The organism is Pseudomonas sp. BF-R-01 (assembly GCF_019946615.1).
Lineage (GTDB): Bacteria > Pseudomonadota > Gammaproteobacteria > Pseudomonadales > Pseudomonadaceae > Aquipseudomonas > Aquipseudomonas migulae.
This window is the reverse complement of record NZ_JAGYFX010000099.1, coordinates 1-22,053: the sequence shown is the minus strand read 5'-3', so window position 1 is coordinate 22,053 and position 22,053 is coordinate 1. Positions and strand designations below refer to the sequence as shown.

The window sequence follows — 22,053 nt, the reverse complement described above, 5'->3', positions numbered from 1 at the left end:
GCGGCGCACCTGCCGATATCCATGTCGCCTGACACACCGCCTTCGCGAGCAAGCCCGCTCCCACAGGGGATTTCAGGGATTTCGGGATCGGTGTCTAGCTAACTAAATTTCCCGTCTCTGCAACTTCTGGTTACAGGTTGGTGATAATCTCGGGCCTCCCCTCGCTCAAGATCTGCCTCCGATGCCCAGCCAAGCGCCTTTGCTGTTACGTCATCACCACCCTTTCATCGCGTTCTGGCTGGCCCGGGTGTTTACCGCCAGCGGCTTTCAGATGCTCACCGTGGCCATCGGCTGGAACCTCTATCAACTGACCGGCAACGTGCTGGATCTGGGCCTGGTCGGCCTGGTGGAATTTGCCCCACGCGTGCTGTTCATGTTGCACACCGGGCATGTCGCCGACCGCTACGACCGGCGCAAAGTCGCGGCGATCTGTCAGTCGCTGCAAGCCTTGATTGCCTTGACGCTGGCGATTGGCGGCGCCACCGGCCATGTCACCCGGGAAATGATCTTCATCCTCGCGTTTTTGCTCGGCGCCGCGCGTTCTTTCGAGATGCCGACCACCCAGGCACTGCTGCCAAGTATCGTTCCCTCCGCGCTGTTCCCCCGCGCCGTTGCTGCTGCACAGTCCGCCCAACAATCGGCGACCATCGTCGCACCGGCCCTCGGCGGCTTGCTGTATGCCTTTGGCAGCGTCTGGGTCTACGGCCCGACCGTGATTCTCTATGTGATTGCCTGCCTGCTGATGCTCAACCTGCCCGCGCGGCAAACGCCGTTGAACAAAGGCAAGGCCACCCTGGATTCGCTGCTGGCGGGTATCCGCTTCATTCGCAGCCGACCGGATATTCTCGGGGCGATTTCTCTGGATCTGTTTGCCGTGCTGCTCGGCGGCGCGACGGCCTTGCTGCCGGTGTTTGCCAAGGACATTCTGCTGACCGGGCCATGGGGCCTGGGCTTGTTGCGTTCGGCTCCGGCAGTGGGCGCGTTGCTGATGTCGCTATGGCTGGCGCGGTTCTCCGTGGATCGCAAGGTCGGTCGGGTGATGTTCACCGCCGTCGGTGTATTCGGCGTCGCAACCATTGCGTTCGGCCTGTCCACTTCATTCTGGTTCTCGCTGGCGGTGCTGGTCGTATTGGGCGCAGCAGACATGATCAGCATGGTGATCCGCGCGTCCTTCGTGCAACTGGAAACCCCGGATGAAATGCGCGGCCGGGTCAGCGCCGTCAACGGCCTGTTCATCGGCGCTTCGAACCAGCTGGGCGAGTTCGAATCCGGTCTCACCGCACATTGGTTCGGCACCGTGCCGGCGGTGGTCATGGGCGGCATCGGCACGCTGGTGGTGACCGGGGTCTGGATCAAACTGTTTCCGACCCTGGCCAACCGGGATCGCATGCATGTGCCTGTGGAAGAAGCCAAGGTTTGAAATACTGAGGTAGAGCACAAATTTGCCGACCAGGTGCAATACATAGATAGTGCATTGAGTGTAATGTAACGCCTTACACTCAACCCATGATCAAATCCTTTCAGCACAAAGGCCTTCGCGGTTTCTATGAAACAGGTTCGACGCGTGGAATCCGGGCAGACCATGCAAAGCGTCTGTCTCGGATGCTGCAATTCATGGACCGCGCAATGGCACCGGGTGACCTCGATTTACCGGGATGGCGATTACACCCGCTCAGGGGCGAATTGGCCGAGTTCTGGTCACTGAGCGTTTCAGGAAACTGGCGGGTTATTTTTCGTTTTATCGGTTCGGATATCGAGTTGGTCGACTATCTGGACTACCACTGACAGGAGGCAGGACATGCCCATGCACAACCCGCCACACCCTGGCGAAACACTGTTGATGGACGTCCTGCCCGAACTGGGCATCAGCGTGACGGAACTTGCCCGGCATTTGGGGTTTGCACGCCCTCACCTTTCGCGGGTGCTGCATGGCCATGCGCCGATCAGTCCAGACCTGGCAGTCCGTCTGGAGCGGGCCGGAATTGGTAAGGCGCGGATATGGCTAGGGGTTCAGACCGACTACGATCTCTGGCAAGCAGAGCAGCGGGAGCAACCGGTCATCAAACCCCTCGCCGTTCACGCCTGACACGTTCTAAACCACCAATTCCCCCGCCACCGTCGCACGCATGGCCTTGCCGCAAAGTTGTTCCACCAGTGTCAGGGCAAACTCCAAAGCGCCGCCTGAACCTTGAGCGGTCACGCAGTTGCCGTCGACCACCACCGGTTGGTCGACGAAGTTGCAACCCGACAGTTGATGACTGGCGGTCGGCAGGCACGTCATCCGCCGTTGACGCAGGACGCCAAAGGCCTGAAGTGCCAGGGCCGGGGCTTCGGCGATGCCGGCGAACAGACGGCCGGCTGCCGCCTGATCCTTGATCAATTGCTGCAAGGGTTGATGGCCGGCCAGATGTTGCGCGCCGACGGCACCGCCAGGTAGCGCGACCAGGTCGAACGGCTGGGCCAGCAAATCCACCAGCATTGCATCGGCCGTCACGCGGGTGCCGCGGGCACAGGTGAGCATGCGCCGGCCCTCGATGCTGGCCACCACTACTTCAACCTTGGCGCGGCGCAGCACATCGATCAGCGTCACGGTTTGCAGGTCATCGATGCCCTCGGCGAGGGTAATCAGGGCTCTAAAGGTCATGGGCGCAGTCCACAGGATGATCTTTAAAGCGTAGTCAGCTTTCCTGACCCTTGTTCGAGCCGGCCGTTACTTGATGTAAAGCTGCGTCGACAGCGTGTTGCCCGGCGCATTGATGGACGTGTTGCTGAAGGTGAACGTGCCTTCCTGCTTGCCGGCCAGATCGAAGACATACAGATAGCCCACGGTTTTTCTGCCGACGGTGCAATCGGTCAGGTTGCCGTTATCAAAGGCGCAGATCGGGGTTCGGGTGCCGTCCACATCAAAACCGTCCAGCCCGACTTGCGCCTTGCGGCCATAGCCGACTTCCAGCACGTAGATCTTGATGTTCGGCCCGCTGTGATCGCAGCGTGTTGCCTCCTGCCCTTCGCCAATGTCTTCAAACCCACAGGCTGGCGACTCGACCTTGAGCACCTTGACCTGGCTCAACGGTGCCGCCGAGGCAGCCGAAGCGGTTTGCGCCCCCAGCATCAAGGCAATCAATACTCCAAATACGTTAACCAGACGCTTTTTCATGCAATCCCCATGTCCCCCAAAACCAGCGCGCAGTATGGCGCACTTGGCTTTAACGCAAAACATCGACGACGATCACCACCATAAGCAGCCACAACCCCACGCGGCTGGTATGATGCGCGGCTTTTTCCGACCCACAGAAAATTACCAGGCGCCTGCAGCGGTCTGTGCTTTGCTGTTGAGGTCGATACATTCACGGCGCCGGGCGCGCCACGGGGAGCAGACATGCTGGAAAGGCTGTTTCAACTCAAGGCACACAACACCAACGTGCGGACCGAGATTCTTGCGGGCGTCACGACCTTCCTGGCCATGGCCTACATTCTGTTCGTCAACCCGAGCATCCTCGGCGAGACCGGCATGGACAAAGGTGCGGTGTTTGTCGCCACCTGTCTGGCAGCCGCCATCGGCTCCACGACCATGGGCCTGATCGCCAACTACCCGATCGCCCTCGCACCGGGCATGGGCCTGAACGCCTTCTTTACCTACACCGTGGTCCTGCACATGGGCCACACCTGGCAAGTGGCGCTGGGCGCGGTATTCATCTCGGCAGTGTGCTTCTTCCTGCTGTCGATCTTCCGCATCCGGGAATGGATCATCAACAGCATCCCGCTGCCGCTGCGTTCGGCGATTGCTGCCGGTATCGGCCTGTTCCTGGCGCTGATCGCCCTGCACAACGCCGGCATCGTGGTCAGCAATCCGGCGACCATGGTCGGCCTCGGTGACCTGAAACAACCGGCACCGATCCTCGCCACCCTGGGTTTTGCCCTGATCGTTGCCCTTGAAGCCCTCGCCGTGCGCGGTGCGGTGCTGATCGGGATACTGGTCGTGACCATTGCGTCGATTGCCCTCGGTTTCACCCCGTTCGGCGGTGTGATGTCGATGCCGCCATCGCTGGCGCCGACCTTCCTGCAACTGGACATCAAGGGTGCACTGGACATCGGTCTGGTCAGCGTGATCTTCGCCTTCCTGTTCGTCGACCTGTTCGACAACTCCGGCACTCTGATCGGCGTCGCCAAGCGCGCCGGCCTGATGGGCAAGGACGGCCACATGCCGAAAATGGGCCGCGCGCTGATCGCGGACAGCACCGCGGCCATGGCCGGTTCGTTGCTGGGTACGTCGACCACCACCAGTTACATCGAATCCGCAGCGGGCGTGAGCGCCGGTGGCCGCACCGGTCTGACGGCCATTGTGGTGGCGATCCTGTTCCTGCTGGCGCTGTTCTTCTCGCCACTGGCCGCCAGTGTTCCGGCATTTGCCACGGCGCCGGCACTGCTGTTCGTCGCAGTCCTAATGACTTCCGGCCTGGCCGAAATAGACTGGGACGACATCACCGTTGCCGCACCGGTCGTGGTCACTGCGCTGGCCATGCCATTCACTTACTCCATCGCCAACGGCATCGCCTTCGGTTTCATTTCCTGGACCGCCATCAAGCTGCTGTCCGGTCGCGGCCGTGAGCTGAACCCGGCGCTGGTGATTCTGTCGATTCTGTTTGTGATCAAGTTGGGTTGGTTCAACGCATGACTTTTGATTCCCAGGCTTACACCGTTCAGCTCGAAGAAAAGGTCTCGCGCCTGCGCGACCTGCTGGCCCCGTTCGATGCACCGGAGCCGGCAGTGTTCGATTCGCCGCTGAAGAACTTCCGCCTGCGTGCCGAATTCCGCCTGTGGCGTGAAGCCGGCGAGCGTCACTACGCGATGTTTTCCCAGGAAGACAAACGCACGCCGATCCTGATCGAAGAGTTCCCGATTGCCAGCCTGCGCATCAATCAACTGATGCCGCAGCTCAAGGCCGCGTGGAAAGCCAGTGCGGCCCTGAGCCACAAGCTGTTTCAGGTGGAGTTCCTGACCACCCTGGCCGGCGATGCGATGATTACCCTGTGCTATCACCGCCCGCTGGATGAACACTGGCACGCGGCGGCATCGAAGCTGGCAGCCGACTTGAACGTCAGCGTGATCGGTCGCTCGAAAGGCAAACGCGAAGTGATCGGCCATGATTACGTGGTCGAAAAACTGGAAGTCGGTGGCCGCACGTTCAGCTACCGCCAGCCGGAAGGCGCGTTCACCCAACCCAACGGCACCGTGAACCAGAAGATGTTGAACTGGGCTTACGACGCACTCGGCGACCGCCCGGACGATTTGCTGGAACTGTATTGCGGCAACGGCAACTTCACGCTGCCGCTCGCGACCCGCGTACGCAAAGTGCTGGCCACAGAAATCAGCAAGACCTCAGTCAACGCGGCGCTGAGCAACCTCAGCGAAAATGCGGTGGATAACGTCACGCTGGTGCGCCTGTCCGCCGAAGAGCTGACCGAAGCCCTGAACGAAGTTCGCCCGTTCCGTCGCCTGCACGGCATCGACCTCAAGAGCTACGAGTTCGGCAGCGTCTTCGTCGACCCGCCTCGCGCCGGCATGGACCCGGACACCTGCGAGTTGACCCGACGCTTCGACAATATCCTGTACATCTCCTGCAACCCGGAAACCCTTGCGGCCAACATCGCCCAGTTGCACGACACCCACCGCATTACCCAATGCGCAATGTTCGACCAGTTCCCGTGGACTCACCACATGGAATCCGGGGTGTTGTTGACCCGGCGTTGATTGCAGCCGTTCGATACAAAACAGCCGTCATTTCGACGGCTTTTTTGTGCGTGCTCATTCGGTGATTTCTGGCTTGCGCGGACGTCCGCCCTTGCGACCATTGGCCCGCGCAGCCTCTGCTTTGGCGGCGCTGCTTTGGCGACCATTGCGCGAAGCAATGACCGAGGCGGCCATGTCCATCAGCGGCTTGCTCGCCGAAATCATGCCAGCGATGGATACATGCAAATCCTTGCCCTCATGGCAGAGGGCGGCTCCGGAAAAACCGACTTTCAGGTCGGCGAAATCCTCGACCTCGAATCCATCGAACTCCGGATAGTGCTGCACCGGCAGCAGCACGCCACTGCCATCAACGAAACTGACCGCCAGACACGGCTCCACAAAGGTCACGGCCGTCACCTGAAAACCACCTTTGTGACGCGCTTGCCCACGACGGATGGCCGTATCCAGCGCGGCTTCTGTCACAGGCCGATCCGCCAGTGTTTTCGCCTCTATAGATTTCATAACTTGATCTCCACACCCTCCGATACGCCAAACAGCGCCAGCAAGGTCTTGTTCGTCTCGGGCTCATAGCAAGCCGAATAAATCATGTTGGTCGCACTGGCAATCCTTTTCACCACGGCGACTTCGCTGGTCTGCCAGTCCCATATCTGATGATTGAGGCAGACCGTGTGCAGCTTTTCCCACCAGATCTTACGGGCACGACGCAAATGAGCAGGCTGTCGGAGTGCGTGACGCAAGCCTTCCAGCACGGCGGCAGGTGGCCGGTTGGAATGAGGCACCACATCCCACAGCTCTACGCCGTTGTGCCAAAAGCAGAACTTGAAGCGTGCGCTCCAGGCTCCAGCGTCTACATGCGTATGCGGTGGGCAGTGTTCATCGCGCAACATGATCACCATTGAAAGCCCTTTGTAGCTGAACAATTTCATGCTAACCCATCCGTTAGGTTAATTAGCCCAATGACCCGTCATTCCCTTGAAAATCCGATAATCGGTGCAAGCCTGCACGTTATCGCCCGAACTTGAGGCTAGCGTTCCAACTCGCACAGGGCATGGCGATAAGCTGCAAAAATGGTAAGCAATCCTTTCACCAATTTGATAAACACTGCATCAGGCCCTCCATTTGATCCCCGGTGTAATCAATCATGCAGCGAACATTCGACGATCTTCAGCTCGGCAGCATCGAACTGTTTTGCCTCGCCGCCGAAGCGGGCAGCTTCACCGCCGCTGCGCTGGTCGCTGGCGTGACGCCGGCAGCGGTGAGTCGGTCCGTGTCGCGCATGGAGGAACGCCTGGGCGTGCGGCTGTTCGCGCGCACCACTCGCAGCGTCAAACTGACGGATAGCGGGCGCCGGTATTACGAAGAATGTCGTCAGGCGCTGGCGCAATTGGTCGAGGCCCAACGCGAGGTGATGGGCCAGCAGCAAGAGCCTTCCGGCACCTTGCGCATCAGTATTCCCACGACGTATGCACATCACCGGATCCTGCCGTTGCTGCCGGCGTTTCGGGAGCGTTTTCCGCAGGTGAAAGTCGAGTCGCACATCAGCAATCGCAACATCGATTTCGTCGGTGAAGGCTATGACCTGGCCATCCGCGTGCGGGCGATTCCGGATTCCGGGCTGATCGCCCGGCAACTGGAGGACGCGCAATTGGTGATGATCGCCAGCCCCGATTACCTGAAGCGCGCGGGCACGCCGCAAACCCTGGACGACCTGAAAAATCATGAATGCATCCAGTACGATTTGCCCAGCAGCGGTCGGCGGATTGCCTGGCTGTTCAACGACGATGGCGTGCAGCGCGAAATCCTCGCCGAGGGCGATCTCAGTTGTTCCGACGACGTGCTGGGCGGCGTGACCCTGGCCAAACATGGGGCGGGTCTCTTCCAGACTTATCGTTTTATCGTCGAAAAGGAGTTGGCCGATGGCTCGCTGGTGGAAATCCTCAAACCTTACGGCGGACGGTCACGACCATTCACCCTTCTTTACCCGCAAAGCCGCCATGTGCCTCTGCGATTACGGGCGTTTATTGATTTTCTGATCGAGCATTTGCCGCGTTGAGATGCCGAAACCGTCCGATCACCGCACACAAACCTCCGTCTTGGCGCCTGTTCAATTGACCAAATTAACCATCTAGTACAATTTATCTCCACAGGCTGAAGCATCAGCCCATGCCAAAAATAATATGTGGAGAGACCCTGATGAACCCTATCGTTCTGGTGCTCAACGGCCCGAACCTGAACCTGCTCGGCACCCGTGAACCGGCAACTTACGGCCACGAAACCCTGGCGGATATCGCAGCGTTGTGCGGCCGGGCCGCCGAAGAGTTCGGCCTGGCGGTGGAGTTTCGCCAGACCAACCATGAAGGCGAACTGCTCGACTGGATTCACGCCGCCCGCGGCCGTTGCGCCGGGATCGTCATCAACCCCGCCGCCTGGACCCACACCTCGGTCGCCATTCGTGACGCCCTGGTCGCCAGCGAATTGCCGGTGATCGAAGTCCACCTGTCCAACGTCCATGCTCGTGAACCTTTCCGCCACCACTCCTTTGTTTCAGCCATTGCCACCGCAGTAATGGCCGGTTTCGGCAGCCACGGCTATCGCCTGGCGCTGGAGCATTTCAGCCTGCGCTTGAAAGGGTGAACGCCGTGACTCAGAACAACGCGGTACTGGCCGGGCTGATCGGCGCCGGCATTCAGGCGTCCCGTACGCCCGCACTGCATGAACATGAAGGCGACGCCCAGGGTGTGCGTTACCTCTACCGCCTGATCGATCTAGATCAGTTGAAACTCGACAGCAGCGCCCTGCCCGACCTGTTGATGGCGGCGGAACGTATGAACTTCACCGGTCTGAACATCACCTTTCCGTGCAAGCAGTCGATCATCCCCCTGCTTGACGAATTGTCGCCGGAAGCCCGCGGTATCGGCGCGGTGAACACGGTGGTGTTGAAGGACGGCAGACGCATCGGCCACAACACCGATTGCCTGGGTTTTGCCGAAGGTTTTCGCCGTGGCTTGCAGGGCGTTGCCCTTGAGCGTGTCGTCCAGATGGGCGCCGGTGGTGCCGGTGCGGCGGTGGCCCACGCGCTATTGAGCGAAGGCGTACAGCGGCTGAGCATTTTCGATGTGGAAATCAGTCGCGCGCAGAGTCTGGCGGACAATCTCAATCAGCATTTCGGCGCTGGCCGAGCCGTGGCGGGTCATGATTTGCCGAACACGCTGGCTCAGGCTGACGGTCTGGTAAACACCACGCCCATGGGCATGAAAAAACTGCCTGGCATGCCGGTCCCGGTGGAGTTGCTAAGGCCACAGTTGTGGGTGGCGGAAATCGTGTACTTCCCACTGGAAACCGAACTGCTGCGCAACGCCCGCGCCTTGGGATGCCGGACACTGGATGGCGGCAACATGGCGGTGTTTCAGGCGGTGAAGGCGTTTGAATTGTTCAGCGGCGTGGTGCCGGATGCACAGCGAATGCTGGCGCATTTTCAAAGCATGAATGGTTAACGCAAATTGTAGGAGCCGGCTTGCTGCGGGCGGCGTTCCGACGATGGCGCCCTTGAGTACGCCATCGCCGGCAAGCCGGCTCCTACAAATACGCGTCAGGCCTGCAGGTATCGCAACACCGACTCGCAAATCATCTCTCGATGACGCTGCTTGATGCTTTCGTCCGGCAGGTCGATCTGAAAAATCTCACCAAACGTATGGCGGTTCGACACGCGATAGAAGCAGAACGAACTGATCAACAGATGCACATCCAAGGGCTCAAGTCCCTCCCGGAACACACCCTCTTCAGCCCCGCGACGCAATATCACGCCCAGTGAATCAAGAATGGTGTTGTTCATCGCCTTGATCGCATCGGAGCGCTTCACGAATTCGGCATTGTGAATGTTCTCGATGCTGACGATGCGCACGAAATCGACATTGCGATCATGGTGATCGAAGGTGAACTCCACCAGCCGCCGAATCGCCTCCACCGGCGCCAGTTCGGCCAGGTGCAGGCGGTTTTCGGTGCTGCGGATATCGCCGTAGAGCTTCTCCAGCACCTCGATGTAGAGCTGTTCCTTACTGCCGAAGTAGTAATAGATCATGCGTTTTGAGGTGTGAATGCGCTCGGCGATCGCATCGACGCGAGCGCCGGAAAGCCCCTGCTGGACGAACTCTACAATGGCCTCTTGAAGAATGTTCTCGCGGGTCTTTTCCGGGTTGTTCTTGCGACTCTTGCGTGGCTCGGCCAAGGGTTCGTCGGGCGCTACGGAGAGTTCTGATGTCATTGTCATTGCGGGCTCACGGCCATCACTGCACAGGCTGGCGATTATGAGCCGCACGGCACAGTGAAGGAAGCCGCGCGGCAGCGGTTTAACCTCGCGTTTACGAAATTGCTACAACTTCGCCTGACGAACGGCGCCGCTGCGGGACTTGGCCATCGCCGCCAGCCGCACCGCCACGTTGGCCGCGCCGTAACCGGCATAGCCGTTCTTGCGCTGGATGATTTCAAAGAAGAACCGCCCTTCGAACGGCTCGGTGTAAACGTGGAACAACTCACCGCCCTGGGCATCACGGTCGTAGAGCACGTTGTAGTAAGCCAGTTCGCTGAGGAATTCGTCGTCGAAATCGAACCGCGCCGCCAGGTCATCGTAATAGTTGAGCGGGATATCCAGCAGCGGTACGCCCGCCTCCTTGGCCCGACGGACTTCGGCAAAGATATCGTCGCAGTCAAACGCGATGTGATGCACACCGGAGCCGCGATAACTCGACAGCGCGTGTGAAATCGCGGTGTTGCGGTTCTCGGAAATGTTCAGCGGCAAGCGGATCGAACTGTCGCGGCTACGCAGTGCCCGGCTCTTTACCAGACCATACGGATCGGGCAGCACCACTTCGTCATCGGCTTCGAAATCCAGCAGGCTTTTGTAGAACAGCACCCAACTGTCGAGGCTGTCGGCCGGCAACGCCATGGCCATGTGGTCGATGCGCTTGAGGCCACCGCTGGCCGTTTCCGTCGGTTGCAGATTGAAGTCGGTGCCGTAGACGTCGGCGTCCTGGTCCACCAGGTAAATCAGGCTGCCATCCGGCGCGCGCACCGCAGCCAGTTCCAGCTCATTGGGGCCGACCAGTCCGCGATAAGGCTGACCTTTGTAAGCCACGGCCCGGGCCAGCGCGCTGGCGCTGTCATTGACCCGCACCGCAGTGGCGCAAAGCGACGGGCCATGCGCTTCGAAAAAGCTGTGGGCAAACGAGTAGGGCTCGGAGTTGAGAATCAGGTTGATGTCGCCCTGACGCATCAGGCTCACGCTTTTTGAACGGTGTTGACCGGCCTTGACGAAGCCCAGCCGCTCCAGCCAATGAGAAAGCCTGGCGCCGAGGCTTTCGTCCACGGCGAACTCAAGAAATTCGATGCCGTTGTATTCACTGGCCTTCGGCGTCTCGAACAGAATGTCCGGGCTGGCCGTGGGTTTGGTTTCCTGCGCCAGCCGCTCGCGGGTCTTCTCCTCCAGGTACAGCAACGAACGCAAACCATCGGCGGCGTTGGCCCGTGGCGGTGCGGCGCGGAAGCCGTCGTTGAAGATCTCGAGCGACAACGGCCCGGTGTAGCCACTTTTGATGATCGGCGCGAGGAACCCCGGCAAATCGAATTCGCCCTGGCCCGGGAAGCAGCGGAAATGCCGGCTCCATTCCAGCACGTCCATGGCCAGGATCGGCGCGTCAGCCATTTGCACGAAGAAAATTTTCTCGCCGGGAATGTCGGCGATGGCACTCGGATCGCCCTTGAGCGACAACGTGTGGAAACTGTCCAGCAACACGCCCAGACTTGGGTGGTCCGCCTGGCGAACGATGTTCCACACCTGCTGCCAGGTGTTGACGTGTCGGCCCCAGGCCAACGCCTCGTAACCGATTCGCAGGCCACGCGCACCGGCGTGTTCGGCCAACAGGCGCAAGTCGTCGATGAGGATTTGCTCATCACCCACGGAATCGGCGGAAGCGTTGCTGCACACCAGCACCAGGTCAGTGCCCAGTTCCTGCATCAGGTCGAACTTGCGCTCGGCCCGCTCCAGATTTCGCGGCAGGCGGTCGCGGCGGCAGCCTTCGAAATCGCGGAACGGTTGAAACAGCGTGATGGCGATCCCGAGATCGGCGCACATCTGTTTAATTTCCCGAGGACTGCCGTCGTAATAGAGCAGGTCGTTCTCGAAAATCTCCACCCCGTCGAAACCGGCGGCGGCAATGGCTTCGAGTTTTTCCGGCAGGGTACCGCTCAAGGACACGGTGGCAATGGAACGCTGCATGTTTCGACTCCCGGTGGTGGAGACCATCTTGTTAGGGGCATTGCACGCATTTTTTGTAGGAGCGAAGCTTGCTCGCGAAGGCAATCTTGAGGACGCCATCGCCGGCAAGCCGGCTCCTACAGGGACCGCGTTTTTCATGGAGTAAATTATTGGCCGTAGTATCGAGCACAGCAATTCAAAGTGTACTATCCGGTTAGTTTTCCGTGCGATTATCGAACACAATGGCCTTTGGCGAATTGACGATTTTTCGTCCACTGCCCACCATCCACTACACATTGAGTCCGGTCACAACCATCGGTCTCGGTGACCCAAGACTCAGAACACCACATAAAAATAATCGGTGGCCTACATGACTCCTTCTCAAAGCTCTCCCGTGGAGCGTTCCTCCACGACTCCTGCCGTCGGTGGCATCGGCGACAAGATCCGCGGCGCCATGGCCGTCGGCAAGACCCGTTGGGGCATGCTGGCGCTGGTGTTTTTCGCCACCACCCTGAACTACATCGACCGTGCCGCACTGGGCGTGATGCAGCCGATCCTAGCCAAGGAAATGAGCTGGACGGCGATGGATTACGCCAACATCAACTTCTGGTTCCAGGTCGGCTACGCCATCGGTTTCGTGCTGCAAGGCCGGCTGATCGACCGGGTCGGCGTGAAGCGCGTGTTCTTCTGCGCCGTGCTGCTCTGGAGCCTGGCAACCGGCGCCCATGGCCTGGCCACGTCAGCGGTCGGCTTCATGGTTTGCCGCTTTATCCTCGGGCTGACCGAAGCCGCCAACTACCCGGCTTGCGTGAAAACCACGCGGTTGTGGTTCCCGGCCGGCGAACGCGCCGTGGCCACCGGCATCTTCAACGCCGGCACCAACGTCGGTGCGATGTTCACCCCGATGCTGCTGCCACTGATCCTGCACGTGTGGGGCTGGCAAGCCGCGTTCCTCTGCATGGCGTCGCTGGGCGGTATCTGGCTGCTGTTCTGGGGCCTGAAGTACTTCAACCCGGAAGATCACCCAAGCGTTAAACAATCGGAACTGGACTACATCCAGAAGGAAGTCGAACCGGAACAATCCCGCGTACCGTTCTCCAAAATCCTGCGCATGCGTGGCACCTGGGCCTTCGCCCTCGCCTACTCGATCACCGCGCCGGTGTTCTGGTTCTACCTGTACTGGCTGCCACCGTTCCTCAATCAGCAATACAACCTGGGGATCAACGTGACCCAGATGGGTATCCCGCTGATCATCATCTACCTCACCGCTGACTTCGGCAGCGTTGGCGGCGGCATCCTGTCCTCGTTCCTGATCGGCCGCGGGATCAACCCGATCAAGGCGCGCCTGATGTCGATGTTCCTGTTCGCCTGCTGCATCATCGGCGTGGTCATGGCCGCCGGTTCGAGCAGCCTGTGGGTGGCGGTGTTTGCGATCTCCCTGGCCATCGGTGCACACCAGGCCTGGACCGCGAACATCTGGAGCCTGGTGATGGACTACACGCCTAAACACATGATGAGTACGGTGTTCGGCTTCGGCGGCATGTGCGCCGCGATCGGCGGGATGTTCATGACCCAGTTGGTCGGCCACATTCTGACCATCACCAACAACAACTACACCGTGCTGTTCACCATCATTCCGGCGATGTACTTCATCGCGCTGACCTGGATGTACTTCATGGCGCCGCGCAAGATTCCTACAGTCGAAAACTGATACACCCCAAACGCAGGCCTGATCCCGGGCCTGCGTTTTTTTATGCGCAGGATTTATGAATGCCCCTTTTTTTCTCAACACCACAGAGACCCACCATGTCGCCAGGTCACTTGAGCATTGCCAAACGCGCCGTGATCAGCTTCGGCGTTATCGCCCTGCTGGTTCTGTTGCAGGGATTGTTCGCCCTCAAACAGGTTGCGCAGGTCCGCGCCACCGGCCAGCACACGGAAAACATCTCCCTGCCGAGCGTTCGCTACCTGGGTGAAATCCGCGACTATGTCCTGAGCATTCGCGTACTCAGCCTGCGCATGGCACTCAACCGCGACCCCAAAGTGCTCGATGCTACCGTCACACGCCTGCATCAAGTACAAGGCTGGCTGGGCGAGACGCTGGAAAAATTCACCCCGCTGGTCGGTGATTACAACCGGGAGCCGTACGAAAAGTTCGTCGCCACCGTCACCCGTTACCGTCAGGCGTTGGCGCAATACGAAGCGCTGTCGCGGGAGAACCGCAGCGAAGACATGACCGCGCTGCTCAACGGCAAAATCCAGGAGTACTCGACCCAGACCGGTGACCAGTTCGCCGAATTGATGGCCCTTGCCGCCAATGAAGTCAGCCTGTCGGCCAACCAGGCCGACTCGCTTTACAACCAGGTGAAGTTCACCGTGATCGGTGCGCTGATCGCCGTTGCGCTCCTGACCTTGTGCCTGGCCTGGCTGCTGATTCGCAGCATCGTCGTTCCGATCCGTCAGGCTGTCGCCGTGGCCGAGCAAGTCGCCGCCGGGGACTTGAGTAAACCGATCCACAGCCACGGCAGCGATGAAACCGCACGTTTGCTCAAGGCCTTGTCGGCCATGCAAACCAGCCTGCGCGAAACCCTGCAACTGATCAGCGGCACCTCGACGCAATTGGCGGCGGCTGCGCTGCAGATGAATCAGAACACTCGGCAGGATTCCGCTCGACTGCAACAGCAACACAATGAAATCGAACAAGCCGCCACGGCCGTCAACGAGATGACGGTCGCGGTGGAAGAAGTCGCACGTAACGCGGTGTCGACTTCCGACAGCACTCGCCTGTCCACGCAGCAAGCCAACCAGGGCCAGACGCGGGTCATTGAGACACTGGATTCGATTCAGGCGATGAGCAGCAATGCCGGCCTCGCTCTGCAACAGGTGCAGACGCTGGCCGAGCAATCCCGGGAAATCGGCAAGGTGCTGGACGTGATCCGCGCCATCGCCGAACAGACCAACCTGCTCGCGCTCAATGCCGCCATCGAGGCCGCCCGCGCCGGGGAAGCCGGGCGTGGGTTTGCAGTGGTGGCCGATGAAGTACGGGCGCTGGCTCATCGCACCCAGCAATCGACCCGCGAAATCGAACAGATGATTGGCCGGGTGCGGGGCGATACCGACAGCGTGGTGCTGTCGATGCACGACAACAGTCAGCGCGTCGCCGATACCTTGTCGATTGCCGAACAGGCGGGTCTGGCACTGGCAGAAATCACCCGGGCCATGGAGCAGATCCATGAACGTAATCTGGTGATCGCCAGCGCGTCAGAGGAACAGGCGCAAGTGGCCCGCGAGGTGGATCGCAATTTGCTGAACATCCGCGACCTGTCGCTGGAAAGTGCCGACGCCTCGACCCGGACCAGCGCCACCAGCCAGGAACTGTCGCAACTGGCGACCGGCCTGCAAAACCTGGTGGTGCGCTTCAGATTCTGACCCTGTTCAGCGACGGCTTTGCTGCCAGGCCGCCGCCAAACCGCTGCAGCAAATCACCGCGATCCCGACCACCGTGGTCAGGGTCGGCGTGTGGGAAAACAGCAACCAGCCGAGCAAACCAGCGAAGACAATCTGGCAATAGCCGAATGGCGCCAACAGCGCCGGAGCGGCGTAGCGGAATGCCTGAGTCAGAAACAAGTGCGCCGTCATCCCGCACGCACCCAGCGCAACCATCATCAATCCATGCCCAAGGCTCGGTACTTGCCAGAAGAACGGCACCAGCGCGCTCATCACCAGGGTGTTGCACAACCCGGCGAAAAAGTTGCTGGTGGTCGGGCTGTCGACGCTGCTGAGCTTGCGGGTGAGCAATTGATAGAAGCAGAAAAACAGCGCCGAACAGAGCGGCAGCAGCACCGCTGGCGTGAACAGATCGCCGCCGGGGTGGACGATGATCAATACGCCGATAAATCCGCAAATCACCGCGATCCATTGGCCACGGGTGACGCGCTCACGCAGCAGCGGCACCGACAGCGCAGTCACCAGGACCGGTGCAAGAAAGTTGACCGCGGTGGCTTCGGCCAACGGGATGTACTGCAAGCCTGTGGTGAAAAACAGACTGGTGCCCAGCAGGCACAACGCTCTCAGCAACTGCAGCAACGGCCGTTTGGTGCGTAGGACTCGCAGCCCGGATTGCGGCAGAAAAATCCCGGCCATCAACAAGGTGTGAACCACATACCGGGCCCAGACCACCATGACGATCGGGTAGAACCCCGAAAGGTATTTCGACAAGGCGTCATGGCTGGAGAAGAGAAAGGTGGCGAAGACGATCAGCAAAATCCCTTTGAAGGGTTGGTTTACGCCGGAGAGCGGGGTGCTGACGGTCATTGGGGATCCTTTTTTACTTCGAAAGTCAAAAGCTTCGCGGGCGAGCCTCGCTCCTACAAAAGCAATGGAAAACCCTGTAGGAGCGTGGCTTGCCCGCGAACAGGTGCGCAGCACCTTCTAGATTCTTGCCAACAATTCCCGGGCCTTATCCATCGCCATCTGCGCCCGTTGCAACCCGCTCACGCCCTGCTCCAACAACTTCACCGTTGGAATCTCCAGGCTTAGCGGAATATCGGCCGGCAAACACTGCAACAACCCCGCCAGATCACAATCGCCATCACCTGGAAAACGTCGCTCGTTGCGGGCCTGACGCAAAATCTCCGCCATGTCCGTCGGTCGCGGCCCCGCCACATCGCACAACTGCGCATACCGTAACCGTGACGGGGCGACTTTGGCCAGATCTTCCAGCCGAGAACCCGAGCGGTCGAAATGGAAAGCATCAACCAATACCGCGCCGTTTTCACGATCAGCGTTTTCGACAATGCGCACCGCTTGTTCAAGATTGCGCGCATCAGTCCAGGGCATGAACTCCAGGTGCGGGTGCAGTCCGTAAGGCGCCGCCAGATCACAGAGCCGGGCGAAGTTTTCCGTCAGCCGTTGCTCGTCAGAATCGTTACCCGCCACCAGCAATTCACTGGCACCAAACTCCGCACCGACTGCCAGAATTTTCTCGAAGTCGGCGACGACGGTGTCCGGTTTAAGACGCAGGATTTCAACATCCAGCACACGAATACCGGTGTCGCGCAGCCGTGCCAGCGTCTCACGTCGCAAACCGACATCGGCTACCAGCGCAAAGTGATGTTCTTCGGGTGTCGCCGGCTCAAGGCGTAGTCCCACGTGGCTGTACCCGGCACGTGCCGCGACGTCCACCATCTGCGGCGGTGACAACTCCAGTACCGTCAGGCTGGCCAGGGAAAAAATCCGTTCATTCATGTTCATTCCTCGATCACCACGGGGGTGCAGGCGCGACCGGTTTCGGCGGCTTCGCGGATGGCTTCGATCAACGCCAGTGTGCGTGCCGCATCGGCAGCGCTGACCAACGGCTCGACTTCCCGACGCACCACGCGCACGAAATGCTGCAACTGCAAACCCAGGGCTTCATCGGCGCTGACACTTTCCTGCATCGGCAACAAGGGTTGATGCCATCCCCCATCAGCGTCGCCGTAATGCCAGCGCTTGAGTTGCGGAATGCTCAACGCACCACCGGTACCGGCCAGCAAATAACACGGCTGATCTGCCTGACGCGGATACACCGGGTTCTCCCCGGAATCCAGCTCCCAACTCCAGGGCGCCGCCACCGCGTCGGAACCGGTCAGGCTGCCCAGTGCGCCGTTGTCGAATTGCAGCAACACCGCCGCACAATCCTCGTTGGCAAACCCGCGCACGGCATTACTGGTGATCGCTTGAACCTGCCGCACTTCGCCGCACAGATGGCGCAGCAGATCGAGGTCATGGATCAGGTTGGTCAGCAACATTCCCGCGCCTGGCTCGCGGCGCCACGGCGTTTCGAAATAACTGTCGGGTTTGCGCAATTGCCAGAGCGCCGTCACCGTCGTCAGCCGCCCCAAAGCACCGCTTTGCACCAGTTCGCGGGCGCGGACGATCAGTGGATTGTGCCTACGATGATGGCCGACCAGCACCGGGACGCCGGTGGCTTTCGAGGCGGCTACCAACTCGCGCGCCTCATCCAGGTGCACGCCGACCGGTTTTTCCAGCAGGACCGGCACGCCGGCAGCCAGGCAATCGAGTGCGGTGCTGACGTGCAGCGTGTTCGGGTTGGCCACGATGACCGCGTCCGGCTTCACCTGCTCCAGCATCTGACGGTGATCGGCGAAATACCCCACGCCCCATTCGGCTGCGAGGCCTGCCGCTTGCGGGCCAGGATCGGCTACCGCGCACAGGGTCGCGTCCTTCAGGGTGTGCAGATGCCGGTAATGCTGCTGGCCCATGTTGCCGGCACCGATCAGGGCGATGCGAACGGGCGAAGTCATGGTGCGGTCCTCTTGTGATTATTGTTGATTGACCCTCAACAATTTAGAACCTGGTTCCAGATTCTTACACAAGCGATTCACGAAAGCGTGCGAACAACGCACAACTTTCCGGCGAACAAAGATTCCTGTGCGGCGGTGGTTAACTGAAGAATTCCGACGCGAGACTCGCCGCCGACAACTCTTCGGCAAATCTCAACAACAGCGGTGCCAACTCATGCAGCCGCGCCCCCGGCATCCGCGCGCTCGGCCCGGCAATGCTCAGCACCCCGATCACTCGCCCATCGCTCGGGTGACGCACCACCGCCGCAATCGCCGAAGTGCCCACCGCCGAGCTCTCTTCAACCCAGGCGTAGCCCTGCTCCCGCGCCAGACGCAGGCGCTCGAGCAATTCAATGTTGGAGCGCGGCGCATTCGGCCCGAGGTCTTTTGGCCGCTCGCCGCCCTGGCGTTCCACCAGCGACAACGCTTCAGCGTCACTCATGCACGCCAGCCACGCATGGCCCGACGCCGTGTAAAACAGCGGCGCATCACGGCCCATGTCCGGGTCGTAACGCAGACCGGAGCGGGCGCCCTGGGACTTGGCGATCCAGGTTTGACGCTCGCCCTCGATGACCCCGAGGCGCACCAGTTCGCCGGTTTCCTGGGCCAGGCGATCAAGCACTGGCTGCACGATATCGGCGCCGCTTCCCGACAGATAACGGAACCCCATGGCCACCAGTTTGGTCGACAAGTGATAGCGCAGGTTATCCGGATTCTGCCGCACGTAACCCAGCCGAATCAGCTCGGCGAGCAAGCGATGAGTCGCGCTTTTAGGGATGTCCAATTGCTCTGCCAGCGTCTGCATCGGCAGGCCGCGAGGGTCACTGGTGAGGCTTTCCAGCACGCTGAAAACACGTTCGATCTGACTGCCGGCCATGGAAGGTTCCGCCTGAAATTTGCCCGATTCTAGAAGACAAACCGCCTAATGCGAAATGTGGAACTGCTTGTTCGGTAACCGCCCGTTTTATCGGCTGAGTGGTTGCCGAGCGGATTCACATCGCTATATTTTCTGGAATCCAATTCTAAAAATACGCACTGGAGTTTTAGACAATGCCTGCCGAATCCCACAGCTCACCAGACATCGACTGCGATGTATTGGTCGTCGGCTCCGGTGCCGCCGGGTTATCGGGAGCGGTCACCGCTGCATGGCACGGATTGAAAGTCATCGTGGTGGAGAAAGACCCGGTATTCGGCGGAGCCACGGCGTGGTCCGGCGGCTGGGCCTGGGTGCCGTGCAACCCTCTGGCCCGCCGCGCCGGCATCGTCGAAGACGTCGAGTTGCCACGCACCTATCTCAAGCATGAACTCGGTGAGCGCTACGAACCGGCAATGATCGATGCGTTCCTTGAGGCGGGCCCTCGGATGGTCGCCTTTTTCGAACAGCACACCTCGCTGCAATTCGCCGATGGCAATGCCATCGCCGACATACATGGCGATACGCCCGGTGCCGGAACGGGCGGACGTTCGGTGATCGCTGCGCCCTATGACGGACGAAAAGTCGGCAAGCTGCTGAGGCGTCTTCGCAAAACCATGCGGGAAACTTCGTTCATGGGCATGCCGATCATGGCGGGGGCGGACCTGGCCGCGTTTCTCAACCTGACCCGTTCGGTGCCCGCCGCGTGGCACGTCACCCGGCGCTTCACCCGGCACCTGCTCGACCTGATTGTGCATGGCCGGGCGATGCAGCTGGTCAACGGCGTGGCGCTGGTCGCACGCCTGGCAAAATCTGCTGAAGACCTCGGCGTACTGCTCTGGGAATCAGCGCCTGTCAGTGAGTTGCTTCGCGAAGGCGATCAGGTCCGGGGCGCGTTGGTGAGCACCGCCAAGGGCAAGGTCCGCATCCATGCGCGCAAGGCTGTGGTGCTTGCGGCCGGTGGGTTTGCCAATGACATCGAGCGGCGCAAGGCACTGTTCCCGCGCACACCGACCGGCAACGAACACTGGGCGCTGCCACCACTCGGTGTGGCCGGTGACGGTTTGCGCCTGGGCGAAAGCGCCGGGGCCCGGGTCAACACCGACATGGCCTCTCCCGTAGCGTGGGCGCCGGTTTCGCAAGTGCCACACAGGGATGGCAGCATCGGTCACTTCCCGCACATCATCGAACGGGGCAAACCGGGGATCATCGGCGTACTGAGCAACGGCCAGCGCTTCGTCAATGAAGCGAACGGCTACTACGACTATGTAACGGCCATGGTTGCCGCTGCGCCTGCCGGCGAAGAGGTTGCCTCCTGGCTGATTTGCACCCATGGTTTTCAACGCCGATATGGGCTGGGCATCTCTCGGCCGTTTCCGGTTCCGTTGTCATCCTTTATCCGCAGCGGCTATCTGAAAACCGGCAACACGATCGAGGAATTGGCCCACGCCTGCGGCATCGACCCGAACGGGTTGCGCAGCACTGTGGCGGACTACAACCAGCATGCGCGCAACGGTGAAGACCCCTTGTTTGGCCGCGGTTCGACGCCTTACAACCGCAAACAGGGTGACGCCTTGCAGCAACCCAACCCGTGCGTTGCGCCCATCGAGCAAGGGCCGTTTTACGCGGTGAAGGTCCAGCCCGGCTGCTTCGGCACCTTCGCCGGGCTCAAGGTCAATCAACACGCCCAGGTCCTCGGCGAATCCGGCCAGGCCATCGCCGGGCTGTACGCCGCGGGCGGCGACATGGCCAGCATCATGGGCGGGCATTACCCCGCCGGTGGCATTAATCTCGGCCCGGCGCTGACGTTCGGCTACATCGCCGCGCGACATATCGCCGGCATCACTGCTTACGAACAGGAGATCGACCATGCAGCGCATCGTTAATGCACAGGGTTTGAACATGCCCAAACTCGGCCTCGGCACCTGGCCGATGCTCGGCGAAGAATGCACACGCGCCGTTGAACAGGCGTTGAAGTTGGGTTATCGGCATATCGACACTGCTGCCGCCTACAACAACGAAGAGGCCGTCGGTCAGGCGCTGGTGAACAGTCCTACGCCTCGCAAGCAGATCCACGTCACCACCAAAGTCTGGTGGGATCAACTGCAACCCGATGCCATGCGCCATTCCATGGACCGCAGCCTCAAGGCCTTGCGCAGCGATTACGTTGACCTGTTCATGGTCCACTGGCCGACCACCGATTGGGACCTGCCACGCACGATCGAAACCCTGGTGTCATTCAAGGAGCAAGGCCTGGCGCGCAATATCGGCGTGGCGAATTTTCCGCTGCCGCTGCTGCGCAAAGTCGTCGAAGAACTGGGCGCGCCGCTGTCAGCCATTCAGGTCGAATACCACGTGTTGCTCGGACAAAACGCGCTGCTGGACTACGCCCGTCAACATGACCTGGCACTGACGGCCTACTCGCCGCTGGCCCGCAACAAGGTCTCGGACATCCCGCAAATCCAGCAGATCGCCGCCAGACACGGGGTTCTGCCAACACAAGTGGCGCTCAAATGGCTGCTTGATCAACCGAACGTTGCGGCGATCCCCAAGGCCAGCAGCGAGGCTAATCAACTGGCCAACCTGGCCTCGCTGGACGTCCAGCTCGATGACGAAGACCGGGCGTTGATTGCCGGGTTGTCGAAACGCGAACGACTGGTCAGCCCTGACTTCGCGCCGGTGTGGGATGCGTTCGACCGGTAAGCACCGGACTGCTTTTCGTAGGAGCCGGCTTGCCGGCGATAGCGATCTTACGGGCGCCATCGCCGGCAAGCCGGCTCCTACAAGTCATAGGG

General features: G+C 60.5%; 23 protein-coding genes. 13 read left to right on the top strand and 10 right to left on the bottom strand.

The window, feature by feature from the left end; all coding sequences use genetic code 11:
* Positions 1-181 precede the first annotated feature (181 nt).
* The 3 genes from KGB27_RS25670 (at position 182) to KGB27_RS25660 (ending at position 2,086) form a co-directional block, all read left to right on the top strand.
* Positions 182-1,420, top strand: coding sequence for an MFS transporter (locus KGB27_RS25670; RefSeq protein WP_223556779.1), 1,239 nt, complete (start codon positions 182-184; stop codon positions 1,418-1,420).
* Positions 1,421-1,506: 86 nt separating this feature from the next.
* Complete coding sequence (locus KGB27_RS25665) at positions 1,507-1,785, top strand: type II toxin-antitoxin system RelE/ParE family toxin (protein ID WP_223451840.1); 279 nt, start codon at positions 1,507-1,509, stop codon at positions 1,783-1,785.
* Between the two features lie 13 nt (positions 1,786-1,798).
* Entirely contained in the window at positions 1,799-2,086 is a 288-nt protein-coding gene (locus KGB27_RS25660) for a HigA family addiction module antitoxin (protein WP_207285512.1), read from the top strand.
* Between the two features lie 6 nt (positions 2,087-2,092).
* Here KGB27_RS25660 and KGB27_RS25655 read toward each other — a convergent pair whose 3' ends face one another.
* Together KGB27_RS25655 and KGB27_RS25650 are read right to left on the bottom strand one after the other, a co-directional pair.
* On the bottom strand, positions 2,093-2,644 hold the full coding sequence (locus tag KGB27_RS25655) for a DJ-1 family glyoxalase III (protein ID WP_008028906.1): 552 nt from the start codon (positions 2,642-2,644) through the stop codon (positions 2,093-2,095).
* Between the two features lie 66 nt (positions 2,645-2,710).
* A complete protein-coding gene (locus KGB27_RS25650; RefSeq protein WP_008028908.1) occupies positions 2,711-3,157 on the bottom strand; it encodes a DUF4879 domain-containing protein in 447 nt (148 codons plus the stop codon).
* A 222-nt stretch (positions 3,158-3,379) separates the two neighbouring features.
* On the opposite strand from KGB27_RS25650, the gene KGB27_RS25645 reads away from it, so the two are divergent.
* Positions 3,380-4,675, top strand: coding sequence for an NCS2 family permease (locus tag KGB27_RS25645; protein ID WP_008028910.1), 1,296 nt, complete (start codon positions 3,380-3,382; stop codon positions 4,673-4,675).
* Entirely contained in the window at positions 4,672-5,751 is a 1,080-nt protein-coding gene (gene trmA / locus KGB27_RS25640) for a tRNA (uridine(54)-C5)-methyltransferase TrmA (RefSeq protein WP_008028912.1), read from the top strand. Before KGB27_RS25645 ends, trmA begins: the two co-directional genes overlap by 4 nt.
* A gap of 54 nt (positions 5,752-5,805) precedes the next feature.
* On the opposite strand, the gene KGB27_RS25635 is transcribed toward trmA, so the two are convergent.
* Both KGB27_RS25635 and KGB27_RS25630 read right to left on the bottom strand, forming a co-directional pair.
* On the bottom strand, positions 5,806-6,252 hold the full coding sequence (locus KGB27_RS25635; RefSeq protein ID WP_223434740.1) for a DUF2442 domain-containing protein: 447 nt from the start codon (positions 6,250-6,252) through the stop codon (positions 5,806-5,808).
* A complete protein-coding gene (locus KGB27_RS25630) occupies positions 6,249-6,677 on the bottom strand; it encodes a DUF4160 domain-containing protein (protein ID WP_192418910.1) in 429 nt (142 codons plus the stop codon). The genes KGB27_RS25635 and KGB27_RS25630 overlap by 4 nt, the downstream gene beginning before the upstream one ends.
* Positions 6,678-6,892: 215 nt before the next feature.
* Here KGB27_RS25630 and KGB27_RS25625 point away from each other — a divergent pair, with 215 nt between their 5' ends.
* From KGB27_RS25625 to KGB27_RS25615, 3 genes are all read left to right on the top strand, one after another.
* Positions 6,893-7,804, top strand: a complete 912-nt coding sequence (locus KGB27_RS25625) for a LysR family transcriptional regulator (protein WP_008028916.1) — start codon at positions 6,893-6,895, stop codon at positions 7,802-7,804.
* A 140-nt stretch (positions 7,805-7,944) separates the two neighbouring features.
* Positions 7,945-8,385 (top strand): type II 3-dehydroquinate dehydratase, encoded by a 441-nt coding sequence (aroQ, locus tag KGB27_RS25620; protein WP_008028918.1) that lies wholly within the window; start codon positions 7,945-7,947, stop codon positions 8,383-8,385.
* A 5-nt stretch (positions 8,386-8,390) separates the two neighbouring features.
* Positions 8,391-9,245 (top strand): shikimate dehydrogenase, encoded by an 855-nt coding sequence (locus KGB27_RS25615; RefSeq protein WP_223480587.1) that lies wholly within the window; start codon positions 8,391-8,393, stop codon positions 9,243-9,245.
* 95 nt (positions 9,246-9,340) lie between these two features.
* On the opposite strand, the gene KGB27_RS25610 is transcribed toward KGB27_RS25615, so the two are convergent.
* Both KGB27_RS25610 and quiC read right to left on the bottom strand, forming a co-directional pair.
* Positions 9,341-10,018 carry a TetR/AcrR family transcriptional regulator gene (locus KGB27_RS25610; protein WP_223556777.1) on the bottom strand — a complete coding sequence of 226 codons (678 nt, stop codon included), beginning with the start codon at positions 10,016-10,018 and terminating at the stop codon, positions 9,341-9,343.
* 102 nt (positions 10,019-10,120) lie between these two features.
* A complete protein-coding gene (quiC, locus tag KGB27_RS25605) occupies positions 10,121-12,022 on the bottom strand; it encodes a 3-dehydroshikimate dehydratase QuiC (RefSeq protein ID WP_207285506.1) in 1,902 nt (633 codons plus the stop codon).
* On the opposite strand from quiC, the gene KGB27_RS25600 reads away from it, so the two are divergent.
* The 3 genes from KGB27_RS25600 (at position 12,021) to KGB27_RS25590 (ending at position 15,430) form a co-directional block, all read left to right on the top strand.
* Positions 12,021-12,167, top strand: coding sequence for a hypothetical protein (locus tag KGB27_RS25600; RefSeq protein ID WP_223556775.1), 147 nt, complete (start codon positions 12,021-12,023; stop codon positions 12,165-12,167). The genes quiC and KGB27_RS25600 overlap by 2 nt on opposite strands.
* A 288-nt stretch (positions 12,168-12,455) precedes the next feature.
* Positions 12,456-13,712 carry an MFS transporter gene (locus KGB27_RS25595; RefSeq protein WP_223414472.1) on the top strand — a complete coding sequence of 419 codons (1,257 nt, stop codon included), beginning with the start codon at positions 12,456-12,458 and terminating at the stop codon, positions 13,710-13,712.
* Positions 13,713-13,807: 95 nt separating this feature from the next.
* Positions 13,808-15,430 carry a methyl-accepting chemotaxis protein gene (locus tag KGB27_RS25590; RefSeq protein ID WP_008028928.1) on the top strand — a complete coding sequence of 541 codons (1,623 nt, stop codon included), beginning with the start codon at positions 13,808-13,810 and terminating at the stop codon, positions 15,428-15,430.
* 6 nt (positions 15,431-15,436) lie between these two features.
* Here the strand turns inward: KGB27_RS25590 and KGB27_RS25585 are convergent, their stop codons facing one another.
* From KGB27_RS25585 to KGB27_RS25570, 4 genes are all read right to left on the bottom strand, one after another.
* Positions 15,437-16,315 carry a DMT family transporter gene (locus KGB27_RS25585; RefSeq protein WP_008028930.1) on the bottom strand — a complete coding sequence of 293 codons (879 nt, stop codon included), beginning with the start codon at positions 16,313-16,315 and terminating at the stop codon, positions 15,437-15,439.
* Between the two features lie 117 nt (positions 16,316-16,432).
* Positions 16,433-17,248, bottom strand: a complete 816-nt coding sequence (locus KGB27_RS25580) for a sugar phosphate isomerase/epimerase family protein (RefSeq protein ID WP_008041926.1) — start codon at positions 17,246-17,248, stop codon at positions 16,433-16,435.
* 2 nt (positions 17,249-17,250) lie between these two features.
* Entirely contained in the window at positions 17,251-18,306 is a 1,056-nt protein-coding gene (locus KGB27_RS25575; protein ID WP_223556773.1) for a Gfo/Idh/MocA family protein, read from the bottom strand.
* 139 nt (positions 18,307-18,445) lie between these two features.
* Complete coding sequence (locus KGB27_RS25570; protein WP_008028937.1) at positions 18,446-19,222, bottom strand: IclR family transcriptional regulator; 777 nt, start codon at positions 19,220-19,222, stop codon at positions 18,446-18,448.
* Between the two features lie 173 nt (positions 19,223-19,395).
* On the opposite strand from KGB27_RS25570, the gene KGB27_RS25565 reads away from it, so the two are divergent.
* Together KGB27_RS25565 and KGB27_RS25560 are read left to right on the top strand one after the other, a co-directional pair.
* Positions 19,396-21,144, top strand: coding sequence for an FAD-dependent oxidoreductase (locus tag KGB27_RS25565; protein ID WP_223556771.1), 1,749 nt, complete (start codon positions 19,396-19,398; stop codon positions 21,142-21,144).
* Complete coding sequence (locus KGB27_RS25560) at positions 21,128-21,961, top strand: aldo/keto reductase (protein ID WP_223556770.1); 834 nt, start codon at positions 21,128-21,130, stop codon at positions 21,959-21,961. Before KGB27_RS25565 ends, KGB27_RS25560 begins: the two co-directional genes overlap by 17 nt.
* Positions 21,962-22,053: the final 92 nt, after the last annotated feature.

Coding starts and splice junctions, on each gene's coding strand:
- KGB27_RS25660 (WP_207285512.1), top strand. CDS start 1,799: ATGCCCATGCACAACCCGCCACACCCTGGCGAAACACTGTTGATGGAC.
- KGB27_RS25630 (WP_192418910.1), bottom strand. CDS start 6,677: ATGAAATTGTTCAGCTACAAAGGGCTTTCAATGGTGATCATGTTGCGC.
- KGB27_RS25625 (WP_008028916.1), top strand. CDS start 6,893: ATGCAGCGAACATTCGACGATCTTCAGCTCGGCAGCATCGAACTGTTT.
- KGB27_RS25655 (WP_008028906.1), bottom strand. CDS start 2,644: ATGACCTTTAGAGCCCTGATTACCCTCGCCGAGGGCATCGATGACCTG.
- KGB27_RS25590 (WP_008028928.1), top strand. CDS start 13,808: ATGTCGCCAGGTCACTTGAGCATTGCCAAACGCGCCGTGATCAGCTTC.
- KGB27_RS25670 (WP_223556779.1), top strand. CDS start 182: ATGCCCAGCCAAGCGCCTTTGCTGTTACGTCATCACCACCCTTTCATC.
- aroQ (WP_008028918.1), top strand. CDS start 7,945: ATGAACCCTATCGTTCTGGTGCTCAACGGCCCGAACCTGAACCTGCTC.
- KGB27_RS25650 (WP_008028908.1), bottom strand. CDS start 3,157: ATGAAAAAGCGTCTGGTTAACGTATTTGGAGTATTGATTGCCTTGATG.
- KGB27_RS25645 (WP_008028910.1), top strand. CDS start 3,380: ATGCTGGAAAGGCTGTTTCAACTCAAGGCACACAACACCAACGTGCGG.
- KGB27_RS25580 (WP_008041926.1), bottom strand. CDS start 17,248: ATGAATGAACGGATTTTTTCCCTGGCCAGCCTGACGGTACTGGAGTTG.
- KGB27_RS25610 (WP_223556777.1), bottom strand. CDS start 10,018: ATGACAATGACATCAGAACTCTCCGTAGCGCCCGACGAACCCTTGGCC.
- trmA (WP_008028912.1), top strand. CDS start 4,672: ATGACTTTTGATTCCCAGGCTTACACCGTTCAGCTCGAAGAAAAGGTC.
- KGB27_RS25600 (WP_223556775.1), top strand. CDS start 12,021: ATGTTTCGACTCCCGGTGGTGGAGACCATCTTGTTAGGGGCATTGCAC.
- KGB27_RS25560 (WP_223556770.1), top strand. CDS start 21,128: ATGCAGCGCATCGTTAATGCACAGGGTTTGAACATGCCCAAACTCGGC.
- KGB27_RS25595 (WP_223414472.1), top strand. CDS start 12,456: ATGGCCGTCGGCAAGACCCGTTGGGGCATGCTGGCGCTGGTGTTTTTC.
- KGB27_RS25635 (WP_223434740.1), bottom strand. CDS start 6,252: ATGAAATCTATAGAGGCGAAAACACTGGCGGATCGGCCTGTGACAGAA.
- quiC (WP_207285506.1), bottom strand. CDS start 12,022: ATGCAGCGTTCCATTGCCACCGTGTCCTTGAGCGGTACCCTGCCGGAA.
- KGB27_RS25570 (WP_008028937.1), bottom strand. CDS start 19,222: ATGGCCGGCAGTCAGATCGAACGTGTTTTCAGCGTGCTGGAAAGCCTC.
- KGB27_RS25585 (WP_008028930.1), bottom strand. CDS start 16,315: ATGACCGTCAGCACCCCGCTCTCCGGCGTAAACCAACCCTTCAAAGGG.
- KGB27_RS25575 (WP_223556773.1), bottom strand. CDS start 18,306: ATGACTTCGCCCGTTCGCATCGCCCTGATCGGTGCCGGCAACATGGGC.
- KGB27_RS25665 (WP_223451840.1), top strand. CDS start 1,507: ATGATCAAATCCTTTCAGCACAAAGGCCTTCGCGGTTTCTATGAAACA.
- KGB27_RS25565 (WP_223556771.1), top strand. CDS start 19,396: ATGCCTGCCGAATCCCACAGCTCACCAGACATCGACTGCGATGTATTG.